Origin of the sequence: Flavobacterium phragmitis (assembly GCF_900112575.1) — a bacterium.
Taxonomy (GTDB): Bacteria; Bacteroidota; Bacteroidia; order Flavobacteriales; family Flavobacteriaceae; genus Flavobacterium; species Flavobacterium phragmitis.
Map to the genome: position 1 here is coordinate 60,427 of NZ_FOMH01000009.1, position 26,310 is coordinate 86,736.

The 26,310-nt window shown below is 35.6% G+C and carries 20 protein-coding genes; 10 read left to right on the plus strand and 10 right to left on the minus strand.

The window, feature by feature from the left end; genetic code table 11:
• The first annotated feature begins 148 nt into the window (after positions 1-148).
• The 3 genes from BM289_RS16340 to BM289_RS16350 all read left to right on the plus strand — a co-directional run bounded on the left by BM289_RS16340 (position 149) and on the right by BM289_RS16350 (position 6,032).
• Positions 149-880, plus strand: coding sequence for a hypothetical protein (locus BM289_RS16340; protein ID WP_091495484.1), 732 nt, complete (start codon positions 149-151; stop codon positions 878-880).
• Positions 881-1,152: 272 nt separating this feature from the next.
• Positions 1,153-4,752, plus strand: a complete 3,600-nt coding sequence (locus BM289_RS16345; RefSeq protein WP_167365447.1) for a tail fiber domain-containing protein — start codon at positions 1,153-1,155, stop codon at positions 4,750-4,752.
• A 32-nt stretch (positions 4,753-4,784) separates the two neighbouring features.
• On the plus strand, positions 4,785-6,032 hold the full coding sequence (locus BM289_RS16350; RefSeq protein WP_091495488.1) for a T9SS type B sorting domain-containing protein: 1,248 nt from the start codon (positions 4,785-4,787) through the stop codon (positions 6,030-6,032).
• Between the two features lie 47 nt (positions 6,033-6,079).
• Here BM289_RS16350 and BM289_RS16355 read toward each other — a convergent pair whose 3' ends face one another.
• Both BM289_RS16355 and BM289_RS16360 read right to left on the minus strand, forming a co-directional pair.
• Entirely contained in the window at positions 6,080-6,412 is a 333-nt protein-coding gene (locus BM289_RS16355; protein ID WP_091495489.1) for a YegP family protein, read from the minus strand.
• 148 nt (positions 6,413-6,560) lie between these two features.
• A complete protein-coding gene (locus tag BM289_RS16360) occupies positions 6,561-7,310 on the minus strand; it encodes a DUF1349 domain-containing protein (RefSeq protein ID WP_091495491.1) in 750 nt (249 codons plus the stop codon).
• A 101-nt stretch (positions 7,311-7,411) separates the two neighbouring features.
• On the opposite strand from BM289_RS16360, the gene BM289_RS16365 reads away from it, so the two are divergent.
• From BM289_RS16365 to BM289_RS16375, 3 genes are all read left to right on the plus strand, one after another.
• A complete protein-coding gene (locus BM289_RS16365) occupies positions 7,412-8,182 on the plus strand; it encodes a response regulator transcription factor (protein ID WP_091495493.1) in 771 nt (256 codons plus the stop codon).
• Between the two features lie 79 nt (positions 8,183-8,261).
• A complete protein-coding gene (locus tag BM289_RS16370; protein WP_091495495.1) occupies positions 8,262-9,380 on the plus strand; it encodes an XdhC family protein in 1,119 nt (372 codons plus the stop codon).
• Positions 9,370-9,972, plus strand: a complete 603-nt coding sequence (locus BM289_RS16375; RefSeq protein WP_244165391.1) for a nucleotidyltransferase family protein — start codon at positions 9,370-9,372, stop codon at positions 9,970-9,972. The genes BM289_RS16370 and BM289_RS16375 overlap by 11 nt, the downstream gene beginning before the upstream one ends.
• A gap of 221 nt (positions 9,973-10,193) precedes the next feature.
• Here BM289_RS16375 and BM289_RS16380 read toward each other — a convergent pair whose 3' ends face one another.
• Positions 10,194-11,342 (minus strand): cysteine desulfurase family protein, encoded by a 1,149-nt coding sequence (locus BM289_RS16380; RefSeq protein WP_091495499.1) that lies wholly within the window; start codon positions 11,340-11,342, stop codon positions 10,194-10,196.
• A gap of 387 nt (positions 11,343-11,729) precedes the next feature.
• Here BM289_RS16380 and BM289_RS16385 point away from each other — a divergent pair, with 387 nt between their 5' ends.
• The 3 genes from BM289_RS16385 to BM289_RS16395 are packed head-to-tail and all read left to right on the plus strand — an operon-like array spanning position 11,730 to position 15,558.
• The gene (locus BM289_RS16385) at positions 11,730-12,368 is read left to right on the plus strand and encodes a (2Fe-2S)-binding protein (protein WP_091495503.1); all 639 of its coding nucleotides are present in this window, start codon (positions 11,730-11,732) and stop codon (positions 12,366-12,368) included.
• Complete coding sequence (locus tag BM289_RS16390) at positions 12,365-13,345, plus strand: FAD binding domain-containing protein (protein ID WP_091495506.1); 981 nt, start codon at positions 12,365-12,367, stop codon at positions 13,343-13,345. Before BM289_RS16385 ends, BM289_RS16390 begins: the two co-directional genes overlap by 4 nt.
• An 8-nt stretch (positions 13,346-13,353) precedes the next feature.
• Positions 13,354-15,558: a xanthine dehydrogenase family protein molybdopterin-binding subunit gene (locus BM289_RS16395; RefSeq protein WP_091495509.1), complete on the plus strand. Its 2,205-nt coding sequence runs from the start codon at positions 13,354-13,356 to the stop codon at positions 15,556-15,558.
• Positions 15,559-15,740: 182 nt separating this feature from the next.
• On the opposite strand, the gene BM289_RS16400 is transcribed toward BM289_RS16395, so the two are convergent.
• Both BM289_RS16400 and BM289_RS16405 read right to left on the minus strand, forming a co-directional pair.
• Positions 15,741-16,898, minus strand: a complete 1,158-nt coding sequence (locus BM289_RS16400; protein ID WP_091495511.1) for an MFS transporter — start codon at positions 16,896-16,898, stop codon at positions 15,741-15,743.
• Positions 16,895-17,812: an alpha/beta hydrolase gene (locus BM289_RS16405; RefSeq protein ID WP_091495513.1), complete on the minus strand. Its 918-nt coding sequence runs from the start codon at positions 17,810-17,812 to the stop codon at positions 16,895-16,897. The genes BM289_RS16400 and BM289_RS16405 overlap by 4 nt, the downstream gene beginning before the upstream one ends.
• 95 nt (positions 17,813-17,907) lie before the next feature.
• Between BM289_RS16405 and BM289_RS16410 the strand changes: the two genes are divergently transcribed.
• Positions 17,908-18,288, plus strand: a complete 381-nt coding sequence (locus BM289_RS16410) for a winged helix-turn-helix transcriptional regulator (RefSeq protein ID WP_091495515.1) — start codon at positions 17,908-17,910, stop codon at positions 18,286-18,288.
• Positions 18,289-18,355: 67 nt separating this feature from the next.
• Here BM289_RS16410 and BM289_RS16415 read toward each other — a convergent pair whose 3' ends face one another.
• The 5 genes from BM289_RS16415 to BM289_RS16435 all read right to left on the minus strand — a co-directional run bounded on the left by BM289_RS16415 (position 18,356) and on the right by BM289_RS16435 (position 26,308).
• Complete coding sequence (locus tag BM289_RS16415; RefSeq protein WP_091495517.1) at positions 18,356-18,919, minus strand: DUF2911 domain-containing protein; 564 nt, start codon at positions 18,917-18,919, stop codon at positions 18,356-18,358.
• A gap of 104 nt (positions 18,920-19,023) precedes the next feature.
• Positions 19,024-20,823 (minus strand): glycoside hydrolase family 2 protein, encoded by a 1,800-nt coding sequence (locus BM289_RS16420; RefSeq protein ID WP_091495799.1) that lies wholly within the window; start codon positions 20,821-20,823, stop codon positions 19,024-19,026.
• A 115-nt stretch (positions 20,824-20,938) separates the two neighbouring features.
• Positions 20,939-23,350, minus strand: coding sequence for a glycoside hydrolase family 2 protein (locus BM289_RS16425; protein ID WP_091495519.1), 2,412 nt, complete (start codon positions 23,348-23,350; stop codon positions 20,939-20,941).
• 76 nt (positions 23,351-23,426) lie between these two features.
• Complete coding sequence (locus tag BM289_RS16430; RefSeq protein WP_091495521.1) at positions 23,427-24,617, minus strand: glycoside hydrolase family 88 protein; 1,191 nt, start codon at positions 24,615-24,617, stop codon at positions 23,427-23,429.
• Positions 24,618-24,787: 170 nt separating this feature from the next.
• Complete coding sequence (locus tag BM289_RS16435) at positions 24,788-26,308, minus strand: RagB/SusD family nutrient uptake outer membrane protein (protein WP_091495523.1); 1,521 nt, start codon at positions 26,306-26,308, stop codon at positions 24,788-24,790.
• Positions 26,309-26,310 lie beyond the last annotated feature (2 nt).

The window sequence follows — 26,310 nt, forward strand, 5'->3', positions numbered from 1 at the left end:
AAAAATAATTTTAACCAATTAAAAATATATGAAATGAAACAGAAAAAATAAAAAATAGAATGTTTTTTAAATATTCAGAATAAACAACAGTAACCATAAATATTAACAAATTTCAATCATTAAAAATAATACAATTAAAAAAAGCAACATGAAAACAATTAAAAAGGGAATGCTTGCCTTAGTGGCAGTTCTAGGATTCGGTCTAAGCGCACAGGCACAAAACACAACTACCGACGTAACAAAACAAGCGGCTGTAGCTGCACCAGGAGCGACAGTATCACTAGGTGGTTCTGTTAGGGTAATTGACAATAAGGGAACTGTTAAGTATTTGCAGGTACAAAACGGGCTTACACAAATTACAAATACTAATGCCGCTGGCAATATTGTTACCACATGGCAATTAGGAGGTGCATTAACTGATCACACTTATATTGACGCAGCAGGCAAAATATTTGCACTTGATGGAATTAAGTTAGTAACTAACGATATGACTCCAGGTACTTCGGTTAACATAGGAGAAGGATCTAGTCACACTGGAACTACAACAGGTGCTGATCCCTATGCATTCTTAGTACGTAACGAGGTTACGGGTGAAACCATGAAGTTGTTACCATCTCAATTAGTTAAAACTGGTTCAGCAATGGTAGCTGTTACAACTGCTGGTACAAGTGTGGATAGTTTAGATTCTACAAGTAATCTAGGCTTTTTGCCATCTGATGTTACTAAAGTATCTGTATATCGTAACGGTGCTAAATTATTGGCGGGTACAGACTATACATTAACAGCTGGCAAATTAACAGTTAATGGTACAGGTGGTGCAGATCCAGAAGATTATTCTCTTATGACAAGTGATAAAATCGAAGTTCAATGGATTAACTAATTAATCGCTCAGAAAGCAATAATTAGAGTAATATTCAATCACTTTTATCTCTCTGCCTATTGTAAGGCAAGAGAGGTAAAAGTGATTATAAAAAGTAATACTAAATTGATTTCCAATTATAAAATTAACTGTTCAGTTTGCCTTATAAATGATTTTTTGAATGCGTCTAGCGTTTTTTTCGTAGAATATCATCGGGTGTTTTCAGTGTTGTTAGTGTAAATAGAAATAGGGGTGCTCTAAAAAAAATATATTCCAAGTAAATGATTAAAAAAATGAATAAGTATTTAATAATATTGTTGTCTCTTTTATTCCCTTGTATGCTTTTGGCTCAGAACAAGGGCATAAGAGCGGTTGATAATAAGGGTACAATTATTTATGTAGATCCAAGCAAATGGTTTGAGAAAGAATCTAATCTATTTAATAAAAACACCAACGGAAATGTAGCCATAGGGTTAGATCCGGAAAATGTTCCTTCGTTGTTCAATTCCCGCTTGTATATCAGTAATGCGAATAGCAACGGCGCAACACCTGTATTAAAATTGGATACACCTTTTGACGGAGAATTGACTGACGATTTGCTTACATGGAATCCAAGTGACTTTTCAGTTAGAAAAATTGCTATTAGTACATTGTCGACAAATGACTGGCATATATTGGGTAACGCTGGAACTGATCCTAGCAATAATTTTATTGGAACAACCGATGATCAACCTCTTATATTTAAGATAAATAATCAGCAATCAGGTGCTTTGACCAGTGTTTTTAGTGGAGCAAACACTTCTTTCGGCCATTATTCATTGCAAAATCCCGACGTAGCGGGTGGCGGAAGAAACAATTCGGCATTTGGGGCAGGCGCTTTGATACTTAATTCAACAGGTGCGAACAATACAGCTATGGGAGTTACCGCACTTCAGAATAACAGCACAGGCGGGAATAATACAGCTATAGGGATGAACAGTATGTCAAATAACATCGCAGGAAGTGATAATACCGCTATGGGAGCTTTGGCACTATTCGGGAGTACTGCTGGCTCTGGCAATACTACCATTGGCGCATCTGCAGGATATAATGTTTCAGGCAACTACAATACGCTGATTGGTTTAAAATCTGGTCTAAGTATTACGTCCGGTACAAATAATACTGTAATAGGAGGAAGCTCAGCTGGAGACATCAGTGTTTCTGCAGCTAATGCCAGTCACGAACTAAACATTGGAAATGCCTTATATGGTACTGGAATTAATAACGCTGCCGGGGCAAATACAGGTAAAATAGGTATAAACACTAATGATCCTCAGGCACAATTAGACGTAAACGGACAAGCTAGAGTACGTAATCTACCAGCAGGTACAACAACAGACAAAATTGTTACGGCTGATACAGATGGTAATTTAAGAACTCTTTTGCCTGCAGATTTAGTTCCTGCTACAATCAATACTCTAACAGCCACAAACGGAAATTTAATATCAACTGTAAACGGTGTAGCAACAACACCAGCAGTTCCTGTACTTATTTCAGCAAACAATGGCTTAACTTCTACTAATGGCAATGTGCAATTGGGTGGTACATTGACACTGCCAGCGACAACAATAACTACAGATGCTACACATACTTTGGCGATTTCGGGGTTGCAAACGGTTACCGCACCTACTACAACAGATAATTTGGTAACAGCAGATCCTACTAGCGGTGTCTTACATCAAAGAACAGTAGCAGATGCGGTTGGCAGTATTGCCTGGCTGACATCAGGAAATTTAGGTACAAATCCTACGACTAACTTTTTGGGAACTAAAGATGACAACGCTTTAATGTTTCGTGTTAAAAACATAAAATCGGGTATATTATCAAATAATGGTCCTACGGCTTTTGGTTTTCAGGCTTTGTTAAATTCTAATGGTACTAACAATACGGCTTTTGGTTATAATACCTTAACTGGTATGAACAGCGGTACAAGTAATGTTGCAGTAGGATATTTTGCTTTACGATACAATAATGGTGGTAATTATAATACTGCTATGGGAGTTAACGCGCTGGGAAGTAATACTACAGGAAACCAAAATATAGCAATAGGTAATGATGCATTAAAAGGCATCAGCACATCTACAGGCAATATTGCCATTGGTTATCAAGCAGGAGCCAACCAAACTTCGGGAGGCTCAAACATTATAATTGGTAATACAATAGATGCGGCATCTCTTACTGGAGCTAACCAACTAAATATTGGCAACACTTTGTTTGGTACGGGTATGAATGGCTCAATAGGTGGAGGCAAAATAGGTATTAATACCACTCCATCTGTAGAACTTGATGTAAATGGACAAGCAAAAGTAAGTAATTTGCCAACAGGTGCACCAACAGACAAAATCGTTACTGCTGATGCAAGTGGTAATTTAAGAACCCTTTTGCCTGCAGATTTAGTTCCTGCTACAATCAATAGTCTAACAGCCACAAACGGAAATTTAATATCAACTGTAAACGGTGTAGCAACAACACCAGCAGTTCCTGTACTTATTTCAGCAAACAATGGCTTAACTTCTACTAATGGCAATGTGCAATTAGGAGGAACATTGACAACACCTACTACAATAAATACCAACAGCAATAGTTTTGCAATTAGTAACTTGCCAGTTGGAGCACCATCAGATAGACTTGTAGCTATTGACCCTTCAAGCGGGATTTTAAAAACCGTTACACAGGCAATGTGGTCTACAACAGGTAATGGTGGTACCAATGGCGGTACTAATTTTTTAGGTACTACCGATAATAATTACCTTAGTTTTAAGGTGAATAATAACATAGCTGGAATGATTGCTACTAACACCAAAGGTAATTCTAATGTTAGTTTAGGATATCAAACAATTAACAGCTATACTGGTACTACACCCTACAATGGTGCAGAAAATACAGCAATTGGGACCTTGGCATTGAATGCAGGCGGCACTGCAAGCGATAATACTGCTCTTGGCTATGGTGCTTTATACAAAGGAACATCAAGTGCCAATACAGCAGTAGGTGCATTGGCATTGAACAATTACACTACTTCTTCGCCTAGTGTTAGTGCTGGTTGGAATACAGCTGTGGGTTATCTTGCAATATCAGGTCAAAGTTCCAACACAGTTCCTGTTACAGGTGCTTATAACAATGCTATGGGCGCAAGTGCACTTCATGATAATACTTCAGGTTCAGGCAATATAGCCATTGGATATAATGCTTTGTCGATCAATTCAACCGGAAACTACAATGTAGCTATAGGTCATAATGTTGGTTCAACTGGAGCAATGGGCACGGGCACGGGCAATAATAACATAATTATTGGTGGTGTAGGAGGCGCTACTCCAATCAATGTTAATCCTTCTGCAGTAAATGCCAACAACGAACTGAACATTGGTAACACCTTGTTTGGTATAAATATAAATAAAGCTATAGGTTCAGGTAACATCGGTATCAATAATAGAGCACCGGCATATACTTTGGATGTAACAGGAGATATTAATGCAAGTGGTTCTGTTCGTGCATCAGGTTTGGCATTAACATCGGATATACGTTACAAAAAGAATATCAGTACCATACAAAATCCGTTATCTCTTATTAATTCGTTGCGTGGTACACAATATGAGTTTAAAGTAAATGAGTTCCCAGACAGGAAATTTAGCAACGAAAAACAATTGGGAGTAATTGCTCAGGAGGTAGAAAAGGTATTGCCCGAATTGGTAACTACCGATAAAGATGGTTATAAAGCTGTAAACTATATTGGCTTGGTGCCCATATTAATAGAAGGTGTAAAAGCACAACAAACAGAAATTGAAGACCTAAAATCTGAAGTAGAAACATTAAAAAAACAAATGCAGGAAATTAAAGATTTATTGAATAAGTAGTAAAAGGATTTGTTAACGCAAAATAGTAAATCATGACTGGAATAAGTAAATATTTAGCAATACTATTGGGCATTCAGAACATAACAGCACAAACTGTCAATACAGGAGTGTTGACAATTGAACCCAATACTGATTTTTCGACCTTTTTTGCTTTTGATAATAAAGCTAGTGGCGATGTTTTGCACAATGGAAATTTTTATGCCTATTCAGATTTTAAAAATGATGGTCTCTTTACCTATACCGATTTATCGAATGGAAAAACACTTTTTGTTGGAAATTCTCAGCAAAAAATAGAAGGATTGTCAACCTCTGATTTTCAGAATATTGAATTTGATAATACTTCGGCTAAGACTCCTTTTTTGTTAACAACTGAAATCGTTATTAATAAATTGGCATCTTTTAAGAATGGAATTGTCGATAATTCTCTAGATACTGGTAAAGTTGTTTTTAATGAAAATGCTTCGCACACAGATACAAGTAATTTAAGTTTTGTCGATGGAAGAGTAGAGAAAAAAGGCGCAGCAAAATTTGAATTTCCTATTGGAGATGTGTATTACAGACCCTCTCTAAATGATGCCAACAGCAATTCTAATAATATCTACACTACCGAATATTTCTTTGAAACGATAGGCAATATTCATCCTTATACCAGCAAAGAAGAAAGTATTATCACCATAGATGAAGTCGAATATTGGAATTTGACGCAGGAACAAGGAACAGATAAAGCAGTTTTGAGTCTTACTTTGGACAAAAATACAACACCAGCTATTTTCTTTCAAGAAAGTGATGATACGGAATTGGCAATAGTAAGATGGGACGTGCCAACATTTAAGTGGATTAACGAAAAAGGTGTCACCACAGATCTTCTTACAGGAGCTGAGTATACGAAATTAGTGACTACTCAAGTTAGCGGTTATAGTATTTTTACAATAGCAATAGTAAAAAAGGAAAATCCCGAACCACCGTCTAATGAAATTGTAATTTATAATGCAGTTTCTCCAAATGGAGATGGAATAAACGATACTTTTCACATTAAAGGAATTGATAATTTTCCTGATAATAAAGTGGAAATTTATAATCGTTGGGGCGTAAAAGTATACGATGCAAAATCGTATAATGAGAGTGATAATATGTTTAGAGGTTATTCTGAAGGTCGTGATACAGTGAAGAAAAATGATGGATTGCCAGACGGAACTTATTTTTACATTCTTGAATATCAAAAGGCTGACAAGACAATGCGAAGATCTGGTTATCTTTATATCAGTAAGGAGGGTAAATAAAAAAAGCGAGGCAAACACCTCGCTTTTCACTATATTTTAAAAGTAAATTAAGCTGTCTGATCATCTATAGTAGCATCAGGAGCATTTTTCTTTACAGATTCGATTCCATTTTCTCTAGCTGCAACACTTTCGTACATTTCGCTTGAACCAATAATTTGTCCATTTCCAGCTTTTAGATTAAAATACGGTTTTCCGTTTTTGGCTTCTTTTCTGTCATAACGATTGTCATCAGCAGCATTGTTTTTTACTGATTCGATACCATTATTACAAGCCGCTTTCGTAGTATAACCTTCGCTTGTTAAAATAGTCTGGCCATTACCAGCTTTTAAATTGAATTGAAACTCTCCGTTGGTTCTGGTAGTAATTACAAATTTTCCCATGTAGTTTATTATTAAAGTTAGGTAATATATTCATTTTGCTAAAGATAAAAATACAAAACTTAGTCATATAAATCATACATCAGTTTGAAAAAATAATTATCAAAACAATAAAAATGATCAAAAAAACAGTTCCTTTATTAAGTTAAAGTTATATTCCTAAACGAAAATCAGATACACTTTTTTCTTCCAGATTAATTTCTTCAAAGATACTTTGAGTTCCTTTATCTACAGGACATTGCGTACTGATTCCCATCCAGATCTCTTTTGGATAATTGTTTTTGTACAAACGAACCATTTGCCAATTCTTTTTATCTAATGAATAATAACTTGCAACTGTTTTGGTATCCGAAGAGATTTTCATATAAACTGTAGGCTCTTTTACAACATCATGATTGTTATCGTCAGAAGTTCCCATGGTGCGAACCGTTACAATTCTATGATTACCTCTTTCGTCTTGTTCAAAGCAGAATTTCTGGTAAAAACTGTCATTTACATAAATATATAAAACGCCGGCATTGTACAATCCTTTTTCAGTAAACCCAGGTGTTACTTTGGCGGTTAGTGTAAATGGTTTGGTATTGTCAACTTTAGACAAAAGCATTGGAGCAGTAGTGTTGGATAGTTTTCCGTCAGGATCAGAGAAATAATCTGATTTTTCTCCAGCTTTAAAGATGATTTTCTCGTTTGCTTCTTTCTTAATTAAGGTATCAGCGCCATTTACTGCTTTACTAAAATGTATGTTTGATAACTTAATATCACATGGTAAACCATTAACAATAGCAGAGTCTAATTTTGTTTCTTCTTTCATTGTTATTTTTGCAGTTTCATTTTTGTTATTACAGCTTGATAATACAGAAAGACTCAAAATAGTAATAGCGCTATAAAAAATTGTTTTCATAAATTATTTTTTTGGGATAGAATGTGATATTTTTAGTTTTCCAAAAATAGTAGCACTTTTAAAGAAAGACAATACGTAAAATTAACCAATTATAATTCCGAATGTCACAAAATCCTTCAATAGAAAATCAGTTAATGACCACATTTTTAGAACAAAAGTTTGAGATTGAAGAATCTAATGATATCGAAATGTACAAACAGTTTGTGGCCAATTATGTAAAGATTGAACAATGTGTAGCTGTTTTATCTGATTATCAAGCCGACTGTAGTTACATATATGCAGGAAGTTTTGGTGCTGTTTTTGGACTTCCGGATGAAAACTCCGTAATTGATTCTGCTTTTGAAGAATGTATTTTTACCAAAATAAATGCTGATGATTTAGTACAACGTCATATTTTAGAACTCAATTTTTATCAGTTTTTAAAAGGAATTCCGAAAGAAGAATATAGTAGTTACAGCACTTTCAGCCGACTTCGAATGAAAAGTACTGTAGAAAAAAATATTTACATTAATCACCGGACTATTTACCTTAAAACATTCAGCAACGGAAGTATTTCACTTGCCTTGTGTTTGTATCTTCCGTCAACAGATTTACAATTTAGAACCGGAATTGATGGAAAAATCATCAATATTCAGACAGGAGAAGTTATTGAATCTGAAAAGTATAAAAACAACGCAGAAACCATACTTTCCAAAAGAGAAATCGAAGTTTTAAGCAGTGTAGCAAAAGGAAATAAAAGTGAACAAATTGCTTCCGAAATGCATATTTCAGTTTATACCGTTAGACGACACCGACAAAATATTATTGAAAAATTAAAAGTAACCAATTCAGCAGAGGCCGTACAGACTGCTTTTGCGATGGGAATTATTTAACTTCTAAAGCTTTTTTGTACTTTTATAATTTCCCTGCTATTGGTTTCAACATTAATTTTGGCAGGCGATAGTATTTTTTATGAAAGAAATCAGCGAAATTCTTAAAGCCTATTCAAAAGCAAGACTAGAAGATAAAAAAACAGCTCTGGCCACAGTGGTTAAAGTTGAAGGTTCATCTTATCGTCAGCCTGGAGCTCGTATGCTTGTTACAGAAGACGGTCAGTTAACAGGTGCTATAAGTGGCGGATGTCTGGAAGGAGATGCACTTCGAAAAGCATTACTTGCCATTCATCAAAAACAGAACAAGATTATAACTTACAATACCAGTAATGAGGATGATGCTGAATTGGGTTTGCAATTGGGTTGCAACGGAATTGTTCATATTCTTTTTGAATACATTGATGATGAACAGACAAATAATCCAATACAGCTTTTACAACAATTAGAATTAGAAAGAAAAGAAGCTGTAATTGTTACCGTTTTTTCACTCAAAAGAAATGCTCTTCAAATAGGAACGACTCTATTTTTTAGGAAAGACAGTTCCGTTTTAAATCATAATGACGAAGTTTTAAATTTAATTGCTTACGCAGAAGAAGTGTTACAAACCAAAAAATCAGTAGTAAGAAAACTTCAAACCGAAAATGAGGCTTTGATTGAATACATCAATCCGCCAATTTCACTTGTAATTGCCGGAGCAGGTAATGATGTACAGCCTTTAGTGAAAATGGCTTCTATATTGGGATGGAAAATTATTATTGGCGACGGGCGAGCCACACATACTACCGAAAAACGTTTTCCAAAAGCAGATAAAGTCGAGACTGTTAAGTCGGAACAATTTCTGGAAAATATTATAATTGACGAGCAGACTTATTTTGTTTTAATGACCCACAATTATAAATATGATTTAGCGGTTCTAAAACAGCTTTTAGAAACCAATTGTAAATATATTGGAATTCTGGGCCCTAAAACCAAATTAAACCGAATGCTTGATGATCTTGAAAACGAAGGAATAAAGCTTAATGACGAACAATTGGAACGCATATACAGTCCGATTGGTTTAGATATTGGAGCCGAAACTTCAGAAGAAATCGCTCTCTCAATTGTCGCAGAGATCAAAGCTCTTTCAGCAGGAAAGACTGGTACTTCTTTAAAATATAAATTGGGTAAGATCCATGATGAGGTGCCGTATGAAAGATAAATTTCAAAATAAAACAGGAATCATCATTTTGGCCGCTGGAAATTCTTCCAGACTAGGCCGTCCCAAACAATTGCTGGAATACAAAGAATCGACACTTTTAAAGAACACAATTTCTGAAGCCTTAAAGGTCGAAAATGTATTTGTATTAGTTGTAACAGGTGCAAATCAAGAAACGATAACGAATGATCTTAACTTTCCTGAATTAAAAATTGGTTTAAATACAGATTGGCAAAACGGAATGTCGTCTTCAATTGTCAAAGGATTAAGTGATGTATTGAACATAAATCCCGATTGTGAGCAATGTATTTTTGCGGTTTGCGATCAGCCTTTTGTGACGAGTTTACTATTTGAAAATCTTATAATAGAACAGGATAAAACCAAAAAAGGAATTATCGCTTCAGCATATTCCGAAACTTTGGGAATTCCGGTTTTATTCCACAAAAAATATTTTAAAGAATTACTGGATTTAAAAGGGCAGGAAGGAGCAAAAAAACTTATTAAAAAACATTCAGAAGATACTGTCTCGGTTTCATTTGAAAAAGGCAACATTGATATTGATACTGAGGAAGATTATTTTAAATTGATTTCTTAAGAGTGAGACAAAGTAACAAAGTAACAAAGTTTTTTTCAGATGCCGTTTGTCATTCCGAGGAACGAGGAATCACACTCGAGAATCTACAAAGATTGGCGATATACTGTCTGGAGTTTCTAGTGTGATCCTTCCTTCGTCAGGATTACAAACTGGTTGAGTAAATTTTTGAAGAACTTTGCGTAAACCTTTGTGACTTTGCGAGATTAAAAAAACTTGGCGACTTAGTGCCTTCGTAGCAAAACAAATTGTTGGGCCAAAGTTAAAACCCGCTCAACTGCAATATCAATTTCTTCATCAGTAGTAAATCGTCCCAAACTAAAACGAATGGAACTCAAAGCTTCTTCATCAGACAATCCCATTGCTTTCAAAACATGTGAAGGCTCAGAAGTAACCGCAGAGCAAGACGAACCATTAGAAACCGAAATATTCCCCAAAGCCATAATAAGCTGTTCCGAATTCACGCCCGGAAAACAAATGTTGGTAGTGTTATAAATTCGGTTTTGAATACATCCGTTAACGAAAGAATCTTCAAATTGCAATAAGCCAGATTCGAGTTTGTTTCGTAATAGATTAATTCTATTTGAATCTTTTTCTAATTCATTTACAGCTATTTCTGATGCTTTACCTAAACCTATAATTCCGGGAACATTGAGCGTGCCACTGCGTAATTTTCGTTGTTGTCCTCCGCCTATAATTTGAGGAATTAGTTTGATTTTGGCTTTCGCCGAAACATACAAAGCACCAATCCCTTTTGGGCCATAAAATTTATGAGCAGATAAAGTTAAAAGGTCAATTCCTAAAGCTTTGACATCAATAGGAATTTTACCAACTGATTGTGTTGCATCACACATAAAAAGTACATTTTTACTTTTCAGTATTCTGGAAATCTCTTTGATATTTTGGATGACACCAGTTTCATTATTAGAAAACATTCCTATGAAGATCAGAGTTTTATCAGTTATGGTCTCCTTTAAAAGATTAAGGTCTAAAAGCCCATTTCTGCTAACTTCTAAATAACTGACTTCAAAGCTATTACTTTCCATAAAACGACAAGTTTCAAGAACTGCTTTGTGTTCTGTAGAAATAGTGATGATATGTTTTTTATCTTGATTCACCAGACCTTTAAGTGCCAGATTAATTGCTTCTGTAGCTCCCGATGTAAAAATAATTTCTTCAGCGTCTGCATTAATTAAAGCAGCAACTTGCCAAGCTGCATTTTCTACAGCCTCCTTTACTGTTAATCCAGCAATATGACTACTTGTAGAGTTGGCATACAAATCAGTAAAATAGGGAAGCATAGCATTCAAAACGCGTTCATCAATACGAGTCGTGGCATTATTATCAAGATAAATATTTTGTTGATGTGACATAAATCAAAGCTTAGTCTTGTAAAAATACAATTTTCAGTGTAACGACAATTCAGATTATTATAGCGAGCAAAGTTTTTTTCTCCCGCAGATTTTGCAGATAAAGCAGATAAATTTAGCAGAATAAAAATCTGTGGAATCTGCAAAATCTGCGGGAAACGGATATGTGCAAAGTATATTTATAAAGTTTTCCGATTCTAGCTTTGCGAACTTTGCGTTTTATAAAGGTATCAATAGTAAAAAAAACTTGCGCTCTTTGCGGTTAGACAAAAACACAAATTGTAATTATTCTAAATAATCCTAATGTTTGAATTTCATAACTTTTTGTGATTTAAGATTGTTAAATTTGTTAGAATACCCAAGTGATTTTGCTAATTTAAAATAGATAGAATGGCTTCTAAAAAAAATAATCCGAAAGAAGTAACGGAGAATGATTCCAATTCCCGTCGTGACTTTATAAAAAAATCGGGACTTTTTACTGCGCTGGCTTTTACACCGCCTTCGTTAGTGATGGCTTCAGAGAATAAATGGGATGAAAAAATAGCAGAGTATTTAGAGACAGTACCGCTATCTATTGAAGTAAACGGTAAAAAACACAATCTAAATATCGAACCCAGAACTACTTTACTGGACTTGTTAAGAGAACAATTACAGCTTACGGGAACCAAAAAAGGCTGTGATCACGGACAATGCGGTGCTTGTACAGTTCATGTAAACGGAACCCGTATTTTATCCTGTCTGACTTTGGCTTCGATGCAACAAAATGCTCAAGTCACTACAATTGAAGGACTTTCAAATGGGAAAAAATTACACCCAATGCAGGAAGCATTTATCAAACATGATGGTTTTCAGTGTGGTTATTGTACGCCTGGGCAAATTATGTCGGGAATTGCCTGTATCAAAGAAGGACATGCCAACAGCAGAGAAGAAATCAGAGAATACATGAGCGGTAACATTTGCAGATGCGGTGCTTATCATAATATTGTAGATGCTATAACAGAAGTGAAGGAAGGAGGGAAGGAGTTATGAAAAATTTTCAAATAATCAGAGCTTTATCATCAAGAACAGCCGTAACGAATATCAGCAAAGAAAAAGAAGCTATGTTTATTGCAGGCGGAACAAATCTGGTGGATTTAATGAAAAAGAATGTTGTAGCGCCAGACAAATTGATTGATATCAACGGTTTAGATTTAAAGAAAATAGAATTCTTAAAAGGAAAAGTTTCGATAGGTGCTTTGGCTAAAAACAGTCAGGTTGCCGAAGATGCGACAATAAAAGAAAAACATCCGTTATTGTCATTGGCTTTAGCAGCGGGAGCTTCTCAACAAATCAGACACATGGCAACAGTTGGCGGTAATATGCTACAGAAAACCAGATGTTCGTATTATTATAATACCGATATGCCGTGTAATAAAAGAACCCCTAAAAGCGGTTGTGGTGCGATTGGCGGTTCCAACAGAATGCATGCTGTTTTTGGAGCTTCAGATAGTTGCATTGCCGTTCATCCAAGTGATATGTGTATTGCTTTAGCAGCTTTAGACGCACAGGTTTTAGTTGAAGGACCAAAAGGCAAAAGACAAATTAAATTTACTGATTTTCATCGTCTGCCGGGAAATACACCTGAAAAAGATAATAATCTGGAAGCAAAAGAATTGATTACTGCTATTGAAATTCCAGATCATAATTTCACTAAAAATATTCATTATCTGAAAGTTCGTGACAGAACGAGTTATGCTTTTGCATTAGTTTCTGTTGCTGCAGCATTGGATTTGAAAAATAATGTAATAAAAGATGTCAGACTTGCCATGGGTGGTGTGGCGCATAAACCCTGGAGATTGACTGAAGCAGAAGAATTTCTAAAAGGGAAAACAGTTTCAGAAGAAATTTTTAGACAAGCAGGCGATTTAGCGATGAAAGGAGCTAGAACTTACGGCGGAAATGATTTTAAAATTACGCTTGGAGCCAATACCATAACAGAAGCACTTATCATAGCAGCATCAAAATAATTAGAATTATGAGCAAGACAAGTAATATTAATAGAGTTGACGGATTTGCTAAAGTAACGGGTGCTGCGACGTACTCTGCTGAATATAAAACACCTGGAGTGGTTTATGGCTGTTTGGTAGGAAGTACCATTGCTAAAGGAAGAATTAAAAGTATTGATACTAAAAAAGCAGAATGGGCACCGGGAGTTTTGGCCGTCATTACACATTTAAATGTTGATAAACCCTCAGGATATCAAAAAGCAAAAGATAAACGTAATTTTGGACAACCGTTGCAAATTTTTAAAGACGATTCGGTATTGTATTACGATCAGCCAATTGCTTTGGTTATCGCAGATACTTTTGAACGTATGCAATATGCTGCGAGTTTGATTAAAGCAGATTATTTTAAAGAAGAGCATTCAACAGATCTTCAAAAAGCAGCTGATAAGGAGAAAAAAATAGATACCGAAAAAGGAAACGATTACCATCGTGGAGAACATGACGGTTATAAGAATGCAGAAGTTGTTTTTGAAGCCGAATATACGATTCCGACAGAAGTTCATAATCCAATGGAATTAGCGAATATCATCGCGAAATGGGATGGAAATAAACCGACTTTATATACTAAAAGTCAGGGAGTAGAAGGAACGCGAAGAAGTGTCGCTGGTGTTTTTGATGTTCCTGTTGAGGATGTTTCGGTGTTTTCTGAATATCTAGGCGGAGCATTTGGAATGGGATTACATACCTGGCCTTATGAAATTGCCGCCCTGATGGGTGCAAAGAAATTAAACCGTCCAGTAAAATTGGTTTTGCATCGTGAACAAATGTTTACTAATGTTGGATTCAGACCTTTTACAATTCAGAAAATGGGGCTTGGAGCAACAAAAGCAGGAAAGCTCACTGGTTTGACTCATGAAGCGGTAGCAATGACTTCCAGTTATGAGGATTTTATGGAAGGAACCGTAAACATGTCCCGTTTTATTTATGATTGTGCCAATGTTTCAACACGTTATAGAATTGTGCCTTTGGACACTTGTACGCCAATCTGGATGCGTGGCCCAGGCGAAGCAACGGGTTCGTTTGCTTTAGAATGTGCGATGGATGAAATGGCCTATAAATTAAACTTAGATCCGATTGAATTCCGCAAACTGAATTATGCCGAAAAAGATCAGGAACAGAATAAACCTTGGAGCAGTAAATACCTTCTAGAATGTTATGAAGGAGGAATGGAACGCATTGGCTGGAAAAACCGTAAAAATGAACCTGGTTCTGTGAAAGAAGGCAACTGGCTGGTTGGTTACGGAATGGGAACAGGAACTTTTGGTTGTTACAGAAGTCCAACTTCAGTTAAAGCAAAATTTTTACAAGATGGGAATTTAGTTTTGCAGTGCAGCGTAAACGATATGGGACCAGGAACAGCAACAATGATGACTGCAATTGGTGCAGAAATAACAAGACTTCCTGCTGAAAATGTAATTGTGGAAATGGGAAAAAGCGGATTGCCAAAAGGTCCAACTCAGGGAGGATCGGCTACGACTTCATCCGTTGGTTCTGCGGTGCACGATGCTTGTAATTTATTGGTTAGTAAAGTTCTGGAATTGGCAACTCAAAATCCAGTTTTTAAAGGAATCGCTATTACAGATTTAACTTTTGCAAATGGTTTAATTGCTGCTAAAAATAATAATTCTAAGTCTATTGCTTTGACCTCATTACTTACTGCAAACAAATTAGATGGATTAGAAGTCGAAAATCTGTCTAAAGCGGCAGAAGAAGCAAAGAAATATTCCATTTATTCTTTTTCAGTGCATTTTGTAAAAGTTTTGGTGAATCCGAATTTGGGTAAAATACGATTGGCACATGTGGTTTCCTGTGCCGATATTGGAACGGTCATCAATCAGAAAACATCTGCCGGACAAATGTTTGGCGGTGCAGTAGGAGGTATCGGAATGGGATTGATGGAAGCGCTGGAAATCGATCATCGTTTTGGTCGTCCAATCAATAATAATTTTGCCGATTATCATGTACCTGTACATGCTGATATTGAAAAACAGGAAGTTTTCTTTGTAAACAAAAAAGACCCAATCAGTAACCCAATGGGAACAAAAGGATTAGGAGAAACTGCTTTAGTTGGAATGGCTCCTGCAATTGCAAATGCTGTTTTTAATGCAACTGGAAAGCGAATTAGAGATTTACCGATTACATTAGATAAAATTATAGAAACCATTAAGGTTTAAAAACAAAAAGAGACATTGAAAAATGTCTCTTTTTGTTTTACGCCCCGATTTTAAACATAGCCCGTGGTTTCAACCACGGGAAACGAATTGCCTTTGATTGTGTCCCCGTGGTTGAAACCACGGGCTATGTTTATGCCCGATTGTATTTAGAAATGCGGAAAAATATTTAAAAAAAGCATTTATCAGTTTACATCAATAGGGCTGTTTCTTTCTAAATATTTTCTCAACAGAATCATTAAAAAAGCTAATGTTCCAAATACCATAGTAAGCCAGGGTGTGTATTGGACACCTTTACTAATAATAATCCATCCTCCAACTGTTGTACCTAATGTAACTCCTAGATTCCCAAAAGAAGTGGCAAGACTATTCGCAAATTCCAACGAATCAGGTGCCGATGAAATCATATAAGTCGAAGCATTCAGAAAACTGGGAGAATATAGAAATCCCCAAAGTGCTACCACTAAAATTATGGCAATCGTATTGGAACCAGAAAAATAAAGTAATATGGGAATAATGATTGTTCCTGATAAAAACAGGGCTGTTGTATTGGCTACGTTTTTATTTAGCATTTTTCCGGATACACGATTAGCAATGACGCCTATTACCCCAAATATAAAAAGCATATAACTCACCATTGTACCGTCCATACCTTTAGCTTTATTCAAATATTCTGCAAAATAACTGTAAGTAGAAAACCAGGCTGCTATCATAAAGAAGTTCATAGCTGTACTTATGATAAAAATAGGTTGCGTAAGTATTTTCAGTTGACTAGAATATGATTTTTTTTCTGTAACAGGCATTTTGGGCAGAAAAAAATAGATTATCAGTAAAGCGATAATACTTACAAGTGATTGAATCATAAAAGAATATTGCCACGAAAAGATGCTGGCTAACCAAGTTGCAAAAGGAACTGTAGAAACCATCGCAATTGCAACGCCGCTAAAAACAATACTCATGAGTTCATTTTCCTGTTTTTTATTGCCTACTGAAATAGCTACAGATAAAGCTGTGGCAATATAAACTGGCTGTAAAAATGCCGGAAGTATTCGAACCAGCATCAGTAGCCAAAATGGTGGAGAAAATGATGAAATAATTCCTGTGAAAAGAAAGGCAATTAGTGATGTGAGCATTATTTTTTTACGATCAAAACCTGAAGTGAGTAAGGTCATGAAAGGACCTGTTAAGGCAATTACTAAAGCAAAAGCGCTGAGCAGCATTCCCGCTTTATCAATACTTAAATTATAATGTTCGGCAATCTCAGGCAGAATCCCAATTACACCAAATTCAGTAGTGATAACAGCAATAAAACCTAAACATCCGATGTACGCGTATTTTTTCATTTTGTTGAAACAGTATTATTTAAAAAATCTGCTATGTCCTGCATCAAAATTTTAGACTCATCAATAAATCTTCCCATTTGAAAGAAACCATGAGTAGTTCCTTTGTATAGATTTAATTTTACATTTCCTTGAGCTTCTTTTATCTTTTCGACATATTGAATCGCTTCATCTCTTAACGGATCATATTCCGCGACAGCGATAAATGTTGGAGGCAGTCCATATAAATCATTTGCTAACAAAGGAACAGCATCCGGATTATCTTGATGTTGTTTGGGTAAATACCAATCCCATGCTTGAATCCCACCTTTTAAATCTAGCAGAGGTCCGTTTTGAAATTCAATCCAAGAAGCTGTTTTTAAATCATTGCTTGTTACAGGATAGATAAGCAATTGTACCGCAATTTTACTTCTGAATTTTCTTGTAATTGATGAAGCTAAAGCACCACCCGCACTGTCACCTGCAATGATTATTTTTTCTGGATTAATATTAAGAGATAAGGCATTTTCAATCACCCATTTTACAGCAAATTCACAATCGAGTAATCCTGCCGGAAAAGGATATTCTGGTGCAAGCCGATAATCTACCGCAATTATAGTTGATTGTGTTGCATTAGTCAGTTGTCTTAAAGGTGTATCGTGTGTTTCGAGGCTTCCAGCATTAAACCAGCCACCATGAAAATAAATAATGACAGGTTGTTTCTCATCATCATTCGGACGATAAATTCGTAAGTTAACTGAATTACCAGCATTTGATAATGTCTGTTCTGTGATTTGAAAAACGGTTTCTTTTTCTCCAGCCAGAGGTATAAATTTTTCGTAAAAAGCCCTGTTTGCCTCCCATGGATTTAGATTCTCATCTATTTCAATTTTTTGTATAAAGTCCAATACATTTTGTACTTGTTTTGATAGTATCATATTATTTTTACTAGGATGATGGACAAAATTATTTCACAATCCCTAAATTTGTATAGTACACATTCAAATGTATGGTACTAACAAATTTGTAAGTAATGGGAAAAAGAAAAGAAAATTCAACTAATATGTTGAATGAGAGTTATATAACAGAAAGCTGTAATTTAACTTATGCAGTATGTAAAATTGGAGGAAGATGGAAGTTATTAATCCTTTGTAAGCTTGAAAATGGAAAATTACGTTTCAGTGAATTACGCAATCAAATAAAAGGCATTACAGAACGTATGCTGACTCTTCAATTAAGAGAACTTGAAAAAGAAGGTTTGATTAAAAGAACTGTTTATGCAGAAGTTCCTCCAAGAGTAGATTATGAGTTAACCGAAATCGCTAAAGAATTAGTTCCGATATGGAATCAATTGAGTAATTGGGGAGCAAAACATAAGGAAATCCTATTATCATCAGTTTCTTCTTCTATATAAAAAACATAGCCCGTGGTTTCAACCACGGGCTATGTTTATACAGAATTATGTTTCTAAAACCAATTAATTATTTAACCGTAATTGGTAATTCAGCAGTTGTTTTATCCCAGCCAATCACAAGATTTGCAATGTTGCCTTCGGTAGTAAAAGCAATTGATAAAGCCTCGATTGAAGTTGAAACTGGCTTAACAGGAACAGAAACTCTTACAACGTCTTTACTTTCATCATAAGCATAACCACCCCATAAGTCTAATTCTTTGTTGATGATTACTGTCCATTTCTCTTTTTCAGGTATTACAAATAAGCTGTAGTATCCTGCAGGAACTTTTTTACCACCGATTGTTACGTCTTTGTAAAACTTAATTTCGGTATTTTCATTCGCACCAACTCTCCAAACTTCACCAAATTTTACAACGTCACCAAAAATAGTTCGTCCTTTTGCAGAAGGTCTTGCATAAGTAACTTTTACAACTGGATTTGGATTATCTGTTTTTTTGAATTTAACAGCCTTGTTTGGGAAATAAGAAATATCAACTGGACTTGCATCAAGTGGAGCAAATTTTACTACGTCTTGAGCCTGAACTGTAAAAGCAGCAAACAAAGTAACTGCCAGTAAACATAATTTTTTCATAGGATTACAATTTTTAGAATAACTACAAAGTAAATTAATAATGAAGAAAAATCATATAATTCCAGTTTGTTTTTTGTTAATGAATTGGTAATAAGCAATAATTTTTATTGCTCTTTTTTCTTTTTTGCGTACCAATCCTGCATGATGTAAAATGCTTTTTTCTTCTCGCCATCATTTGAGATTAGACCTTTACGGTTATAACCATCCTGAATACCCGGAAGCAATCTTTTTGGAGATCTGAAATCAACCAGAATCCACGGACTTGTGCCGCTTAAATGAGGAATCTTTTCAATCATTTTTAAGTTCTGAATGTATAAATATTCCTGATATTCCTCAGTCCAGCGTTCGTTTTTCTCTCCATGGAAACCAGCCTTGGCATCACCTCCAAATTCTGAAACAAAGACAGGTTTGTTGTATGGTGTAGTCCAGAATGTTTTTTCAGCATTTTCTAAATTACCACCGTACCAGCCTAAATATTGGTTGAAAGCAATAATATCAAGCGATTTACCAATTTCATCGTCAATCTTTCCATTATGTGTCAGTAAAGCCGCACTGATTAATCTTGTATCATCTAATGATTTGGTATGATTTACCAAATTCGTTATAAAAGTATTTCGTGCGTCAGAAACAGGAGTTTCATTGGCCATAGACCAGATTACAATACTGGCTCTATTTTTATCTCTTGTAATCGCAGCCGTTAACTGATCTTGTGCATTTTTATAGGTATTTTCATTTTTAAATTCCACTGTCCAATAAACCGGAATTTCTTCCCAAACCATTAATCCCATTTTATCTGCTTCTCTTACCATATTTTCATTATGTGGATAATGCGCCAAACGGACATAATTACAGCCCAGTTCTTTAGCCCAATTTAGCAAACGTAATGCATCTTCTTGCGAATTGGCACGCCCACCATTGGCATTTTCTTCGTGAATCGAAATGCCACGTAAAAAAACGGGTTTTCCGTTTAATAGGATTTTATCTTCTTTTGTTTCAATAGTTCTGAAACCAATTTTATCATTTAATTTTTGTCCGTTAAAGTCAACAGTCACATCATATAATTTTGGATTTTCTGGTGACCAATAGGAGATTTTTTTTGCTGGAATTTCAAAATTTAAAATTCCATCAGCACCAATTTTTCCTTTGTAATTGATTTTTAATTCCCGAATAGAAATTGCAACCTGATTTTGTGCTGGATTTAAATTATTGATCTTAATAAAACCGGAAATAACATTTGCATTTCCTTTCTTCAGTTGTATATTGTAATCTTCTACAAAAGCGTTTTCTTCTTCAATTAGAGTTACATCGCGAGTTATTCCGCCATAATTCCACCAATCGGTATTCACAGTAGGAACATCTTCTTTATGGCGTGTATTATCTACTTTAATAACCAGATAATTTCCGGTTGGTTTTACAATAGAAGTAATTTCATAATTGAAAGGTGTAAAACCGCCTTCGTGTGTTCCCAGCTTTTTTCCGTTTAAATAAACATCAGCTTTGTAGTTAATGGCTCCTAAATAAACAAAAAGACGTTTGTTGGCGGCTAAATTATAATCAAAAGATTTTTTGAACCAGACATTACCCTCGTAGTATTTTAATTCCGTAACCTGTGAATTCCAATCGCCCGGAATATTGATTGTTGGCGATTTATCAAAATCATATTCTACTAATTCTTGTTTGTTTTGAGCATGATAATTAGTAAAAAAGGCCCCTTTTGCTGGTTTTTCCTGTTTATCATATTGATCAAGGTGAAAGCTGTAGAAGCCAGTTTGATAAGGATCAACAATGTAATTCCATACACCGTTTAACGAAGTGGTATTTCGGTTTGGAACGTTTGATATTAGATTTTGTGCAGACGCCAAAACGGATAAGGTTAGGAGTAATGTGGTTAATATTTTTTTCATTTTTGTATTAATTTGTTTTTGTGTTTTTGCCAGGAAGGCACTAAGACACAAAGTTTTTTTTGTCAGGATGACAGACCAAGCTAAAAAAGCTTAGTGCCTTTGTGGCCAGAAAATTTTACTCAACAGGAATCTTTAAATATTCCCCTTTAAAACTTTGATTCAAAGCAGTCATTTCAATTGGCTTGCCTGAACCATCAGGAATCACTTCTATAGATGCTTTTCCATTTGCCATTCTAATGGATTCGCTTCCTGTTGGAGTTCCTTGATTTTTTAGTGTTTTACCGCCTTTCAAGCATTGGAAATAAACACTTTCTTCGTAATCTAAACAACGCAAATTGTTGTTGTCAATCGCAATAGCTGTTACTAAATAATTACCATTTTTTAATTTTTCTGCTGATAATTGTAAAGAAGAAGCAGTATCATTTTTTGAAAAACGATAATTCACTTTTATGGTATCAGAAACTGTTTTTCCATCTTTGTTTTTTCCAATCGCAAGAAGAATATTTTCTCCTTTTTTGAAATTAACATCCCAAGTCAAACCATTGGCTGGATATAGGGAAAGATTACGTTGTTTTTCACCCAATGATTTTCCATCATGGAATAAAGTTACTTTCTCACAGTTGCTGAATACACTGATTGTTCTAGGTGTGTTTTCAGGTCCTTGACGTTCTGTCCAAGTATGTGATTCGATGTAAGTGAAAGGCTCTTTTGCCCAATAACTTTTAAAAACATAATAAGCATCTTTTGGATTTCCGTTGCGGTCTGTAAGCCCTTTTTGGTTCATGTACGGAATATCATCTTCAGGGCGTAATGGTGTTGCAAAATCCTTAAAAGCCCATTGAATATTACCAACAAACGTTGGATCATTTTCGGATATGTGCAAATGCCAGTCAAATAAGTCGACTATATAATTTTCGCTCCAATCTCCAATTTGGGCAATATTCGCCACTTTAGTCTGAACAATGGCTTCTTCCCAACCTTCTGCTTTTATCACATTTTCTCCCGTAACAGGGTTTTCGCTGTGACGACCTACGTGACTGTCACCGCCATATTCAGCATGAATAAAATGTTTGTATTCTTTTTTATAAGTGTTAATCGCTTTTTGGTAGCTTTTATAACTTCCTGAATACCATCCAGACCAGATAGAAGGAGAGAATACATCTACAATATGAGAACCTTCGTAATATTTTCTTATAGCCGTTTTTCGGGTTGGATCCAATTTATGCGCCAAATCATTTAATTCAGTTAAGAAAGCATTGGTTCTTTGGTCATTATCTCCATCAGGAAAGTCAGGAAGCCAGTTGATTTCGTTTCCTAAAGACCAAATAATAATGCTCGGATGGTTGTAATTCTGATTGATGATTTCTTCCAGCATGTTTTTGGTGTTGGTTTTCCAAGCATCGTTTCCAATACCGCCTCGGCACCACGGCAATTCATCCCAAACCAAAAGACCAAGCTCGTCACAGGCTTTATAAACTTCGGGATCCTGAGGATAATGTGCTAAACGGACAAAATTAGCCCCCATTTCTTTGATTGATTTCATATCAGCCCAATGCTGTTCGTTGCTCATCGCAGCGCCAACTCCAGCTTGTTCTTCATGACGATGAGTTCCTCGAACAAGCAGACGTTTTCCGTTAAGATAAAATGGCCCATGATCTTTAAATTCAAACCATCTAAAACCTACTTTTTCAGAAACACTGTCTCGGATTTGATTTTTTTCTGATAAAACAGCTGTCAGTTGATATAAATTGGGCTTTTCAGTATCCCATAGTTCAGGATTTTTAATGTTTTCAAAAGTAATTGTTGAAGTTTTAGCTGAAACAGGAACGGTTTTGCTGACTATTTTTTTCCCTTTCGGATTTGAAAGCGTAACCGTTAACGATAAATCTTTCGAATTATCTGGGTTTACAAATGAAGAAACAATCTGTACCGAAGCTTTTTTAGCTGAAACTTCTGGTGTTGTAATTTTTATGTTGTCAATATGATTTTTGTATTGTGAAACCAGCCATACATCGCGTGTAATGCCTCCGTAAATAAAGAAATCGCTTTTTTGAGATGGAATAATTTCGATATCATAGCTATTGTCTACACGAACAAAAATGTCATTGTTTCCTTCTTTGATGAAGTTGGTAATATCAATAGAAAAGCCAATATACCCACCTATATGACTTCCGGCTTCTTTTCCGTTCACATACACATTTGTAGTCACATTTGAGCCTTCAAAGTATAAAGAATAAACCCTGTCTTTGTCAATCTGCGGGATATTTAATTTTTTTTGATACCAGCTTGCATCACGACGGTAACCTGGGTATAAATCGGTTGCATCTTCGGCGTTCCAAGTATGCGGTAAGTTTAAAGAAGTCCAGCCTGATGCTTTTTGCGCTTCGCTGAGTTTTGGAGTGTCATTTTCCAAATAAAGCCAATTGTCATTAATGTTCCTCTTTGTCTGAGCAGAACTGCTCAGACAAATTTGAAACAAAACAAAAAGTGCAAAAATTGAAAATGTATTGTAATGTCGTTTTTTCATAAGGTTATAAGGCTTTTTTTAGGTTCAAAGGCTCAGAGATTCAGAGTTACAAAGGCAGGAAACCTTTGTCCCTTTGTTACTTTGCATCTATCTTACTTTTTCTTAGTAAGGCTTCTAGAAAGTAATAATCGGCGTAGATAATCGGTTCGTCAATTTCATCATGTTTTGGCCAGTTTCCTGTGCTGTGATCAAAAAGAAAGGGAGCCTTAATGTTAGCATCTAAAATGTAGTTTTTGCTTTGTACAGAAGCCATCATTTTATTGGCAAAAGCTAGATAATTTTCTTTTTTGGTATATCCGTACAATTCGTATAAAGCAGATGCCATAACCATTGCAGCAGATACATCGCGAGCCGAATTTGGAATGCTTGGATCTTTAAAATCCCAATACGGAATTCCGTCTTCTGGCAGGTTTTTATTTGCCATAAAGAATAGAGCAGTAGCTTCGGCTTGTTTTATATAAGCTTCATCTTTGGTATATCGATACGCCATAGTAAAACCATAAACAGCCCAAGCCTGACCACGAGCCCAAACCGAATCATCATTATAACCCTGAAGTGTGGTTTTCTTTCTTACATTGCCTGTTTTTGGATCATAATCAATAACATGATAACAGCTGTCATCGTCTCTAAATTGGTTTTTTAAAGTGGTATTGGCATGTTGGATTGCAACATTACGATATTTTGGATTTCCAGATAATTTAGAAGCTTCAAAAAGTAATTCCAAATTCATCATATTGTCAATGATTACCGGATAATCCCAGATTTCTTTATTGAAATCCCAAGAACGGATTGAACCTACTTTTGGATCAAATCTTTTACATAATGTTTCTGCACCTTTAACAATTACAGCTTCGTATTCTTTCTTGTTTTCTACTTTCAATGCTTCTCCAAAACTGCAGAACACTTTAAAACCTACATCATGCGAATTTTTATTGACACTTTCTTTTTTACTGAAAGGCGTCCATTTTTCGGCTTGTTCTTTGTATTTTGAATCGCCTGTCAATCGGTACAACTGCCAAAGGTTTCCAGCAAAAAAACCGCTTGTCCAATCTTTCGATGGAACTTTACGTATTTCGTTGGTTTTAATGTTCATGCTTCTTGGCATGGACATAGAATCTACAGGATAATCCAACAACATTTTGTAACGGGTGTCCAGCAGACTATTTACAGATAAAGGAGTTTTTGTTTGAGAATTAATTCCGGATTTGCACGCTGTTGTCAGCGACGCAAACCCAAGAATTAGAGAAATGAAATTAACATTCTTCATATTTAAATAATATTTTTTTAGTCTCTAGACTAAATTTTAAACGCGGATTTTACGGATTCGCTATCGCTAAGACATTGATTATGCAGTTTTTTTTTTAATAATAATTTAAAAATCAGTTTTTTTCCGCGTCTTCGCGATAGCGAATCCGTTTTATCTGCGTTCAATAATAATTAATAACCAGGATTATTTGGTTTTAAATTTGGATTGATAGCCAATTCAGTTCCCGGTAATGGCCATAAATAATCTTTATTCGGATCGAAATTGGCATGTGGCTCTAAACCGTTTGGTCCAAATACTTCCGGTCCGATTTTTAATCTCTTAATGTCGTACCATCGAACGTATTCAAAAGCCAGTTCTAATCTTCTTTCATCAATTACCATTTTTCTGAAATCTGCTTGAGAAAGCCCTGGAGTTACGTTTGCCGGAAAAGAAACTAGTTTTCCTGCTTTATTTCTCGCTCTAGCACGAACACGGTTTACATAACCATCAGCCTCCGTTGTTCCGGGCGTAATTTCGTTTAAAGCTTCTGCAGCAGTCAATAACACTTCTGCAAAACGCATTGTGATGTAATTGTGCTGCGAAGTTCTTCCATTAGCACCAGCTTTTCCTGGAAAACGGAAATATTTAGCAATATGCGGACGAGGCGCTTTTTCGTTATCACTCGATGGATAAACCTGTAAAGCACCACCAGGACCTGTCTTTTTTCTGATAATCGTATCAAAACTTACCGCTCTTCTGTAATCTCTCTGATCCCAAGTATTGAATACTTTTAATGACGGAACCGCAACCGAGAATCCTTGTCCGTAACTGTAACTGTCGTCTTTCAATGAACCTGTAAAAAAGGCTGTATAATCCTGACCGTAATTTCCTGAAGTTAAGTTATTAAAATCTACTGTAAACAATGGTTCTTTCAAAGTAGCCGTTTTAGTAGCGTTAAATAAATCCTGAAAATCGGCATCCAAACCTAGACCAAATTTGGCTTCGTTTGTAATGACGTATTTGGCTTCGTCATAAGCTTTTTGGAAATTTCCTAAAGTTAAATAAACAGAAGCTAAATAACCTGCTGCAGTTCCTTTTCCCGGAACGGCTTTTACTTTTGGTTTGTCTTCCAGCCATTGTTTGGCAAATTCTAAATCGGCAATTATTTTTGGATAAACATCAGCTTCTTTAGTTTTACTCATAGAATTAATCTGTTTGACATCGGTCACCACAAAATCAATGTATGGAATATCTCCAAATAAGCGTACTAAATGATAGTAAGCAAAAGCTCTTGCAAAATAAGCTTGAGCTACTATCGCATTGACTTTTGCAGGATCACCGGGTGTTTTCTTAGCACCTTCAATTGCCTGATTTGCTGCTGTAATAATAACATACGATTGAGGCCAGAAGTTTGCAACAAGAGCATTGGTGTCATTCATGCTCATATCATTTACGTCAATACGTGCGGCTTGAGTAGTTCTGTCTCCAATATCGGCCATATCATCGCGAAGCATTAAAGCGATTGTAAATTCTCTTCCCCAGTAATTGTTATGGGCGATGTTTGCAAAAGCACCATTTACAGCGGCTTGTAAATCATCGGTATTGTTAAAAAAGTTGTCTGGACGAATAATTCCTACTGGTTTTTCTTCCAAATCCGAACATCCCAAAAAGGTGAGTGTTCCTAAAAATAAAAAAGCGATATATTTTTTCATGA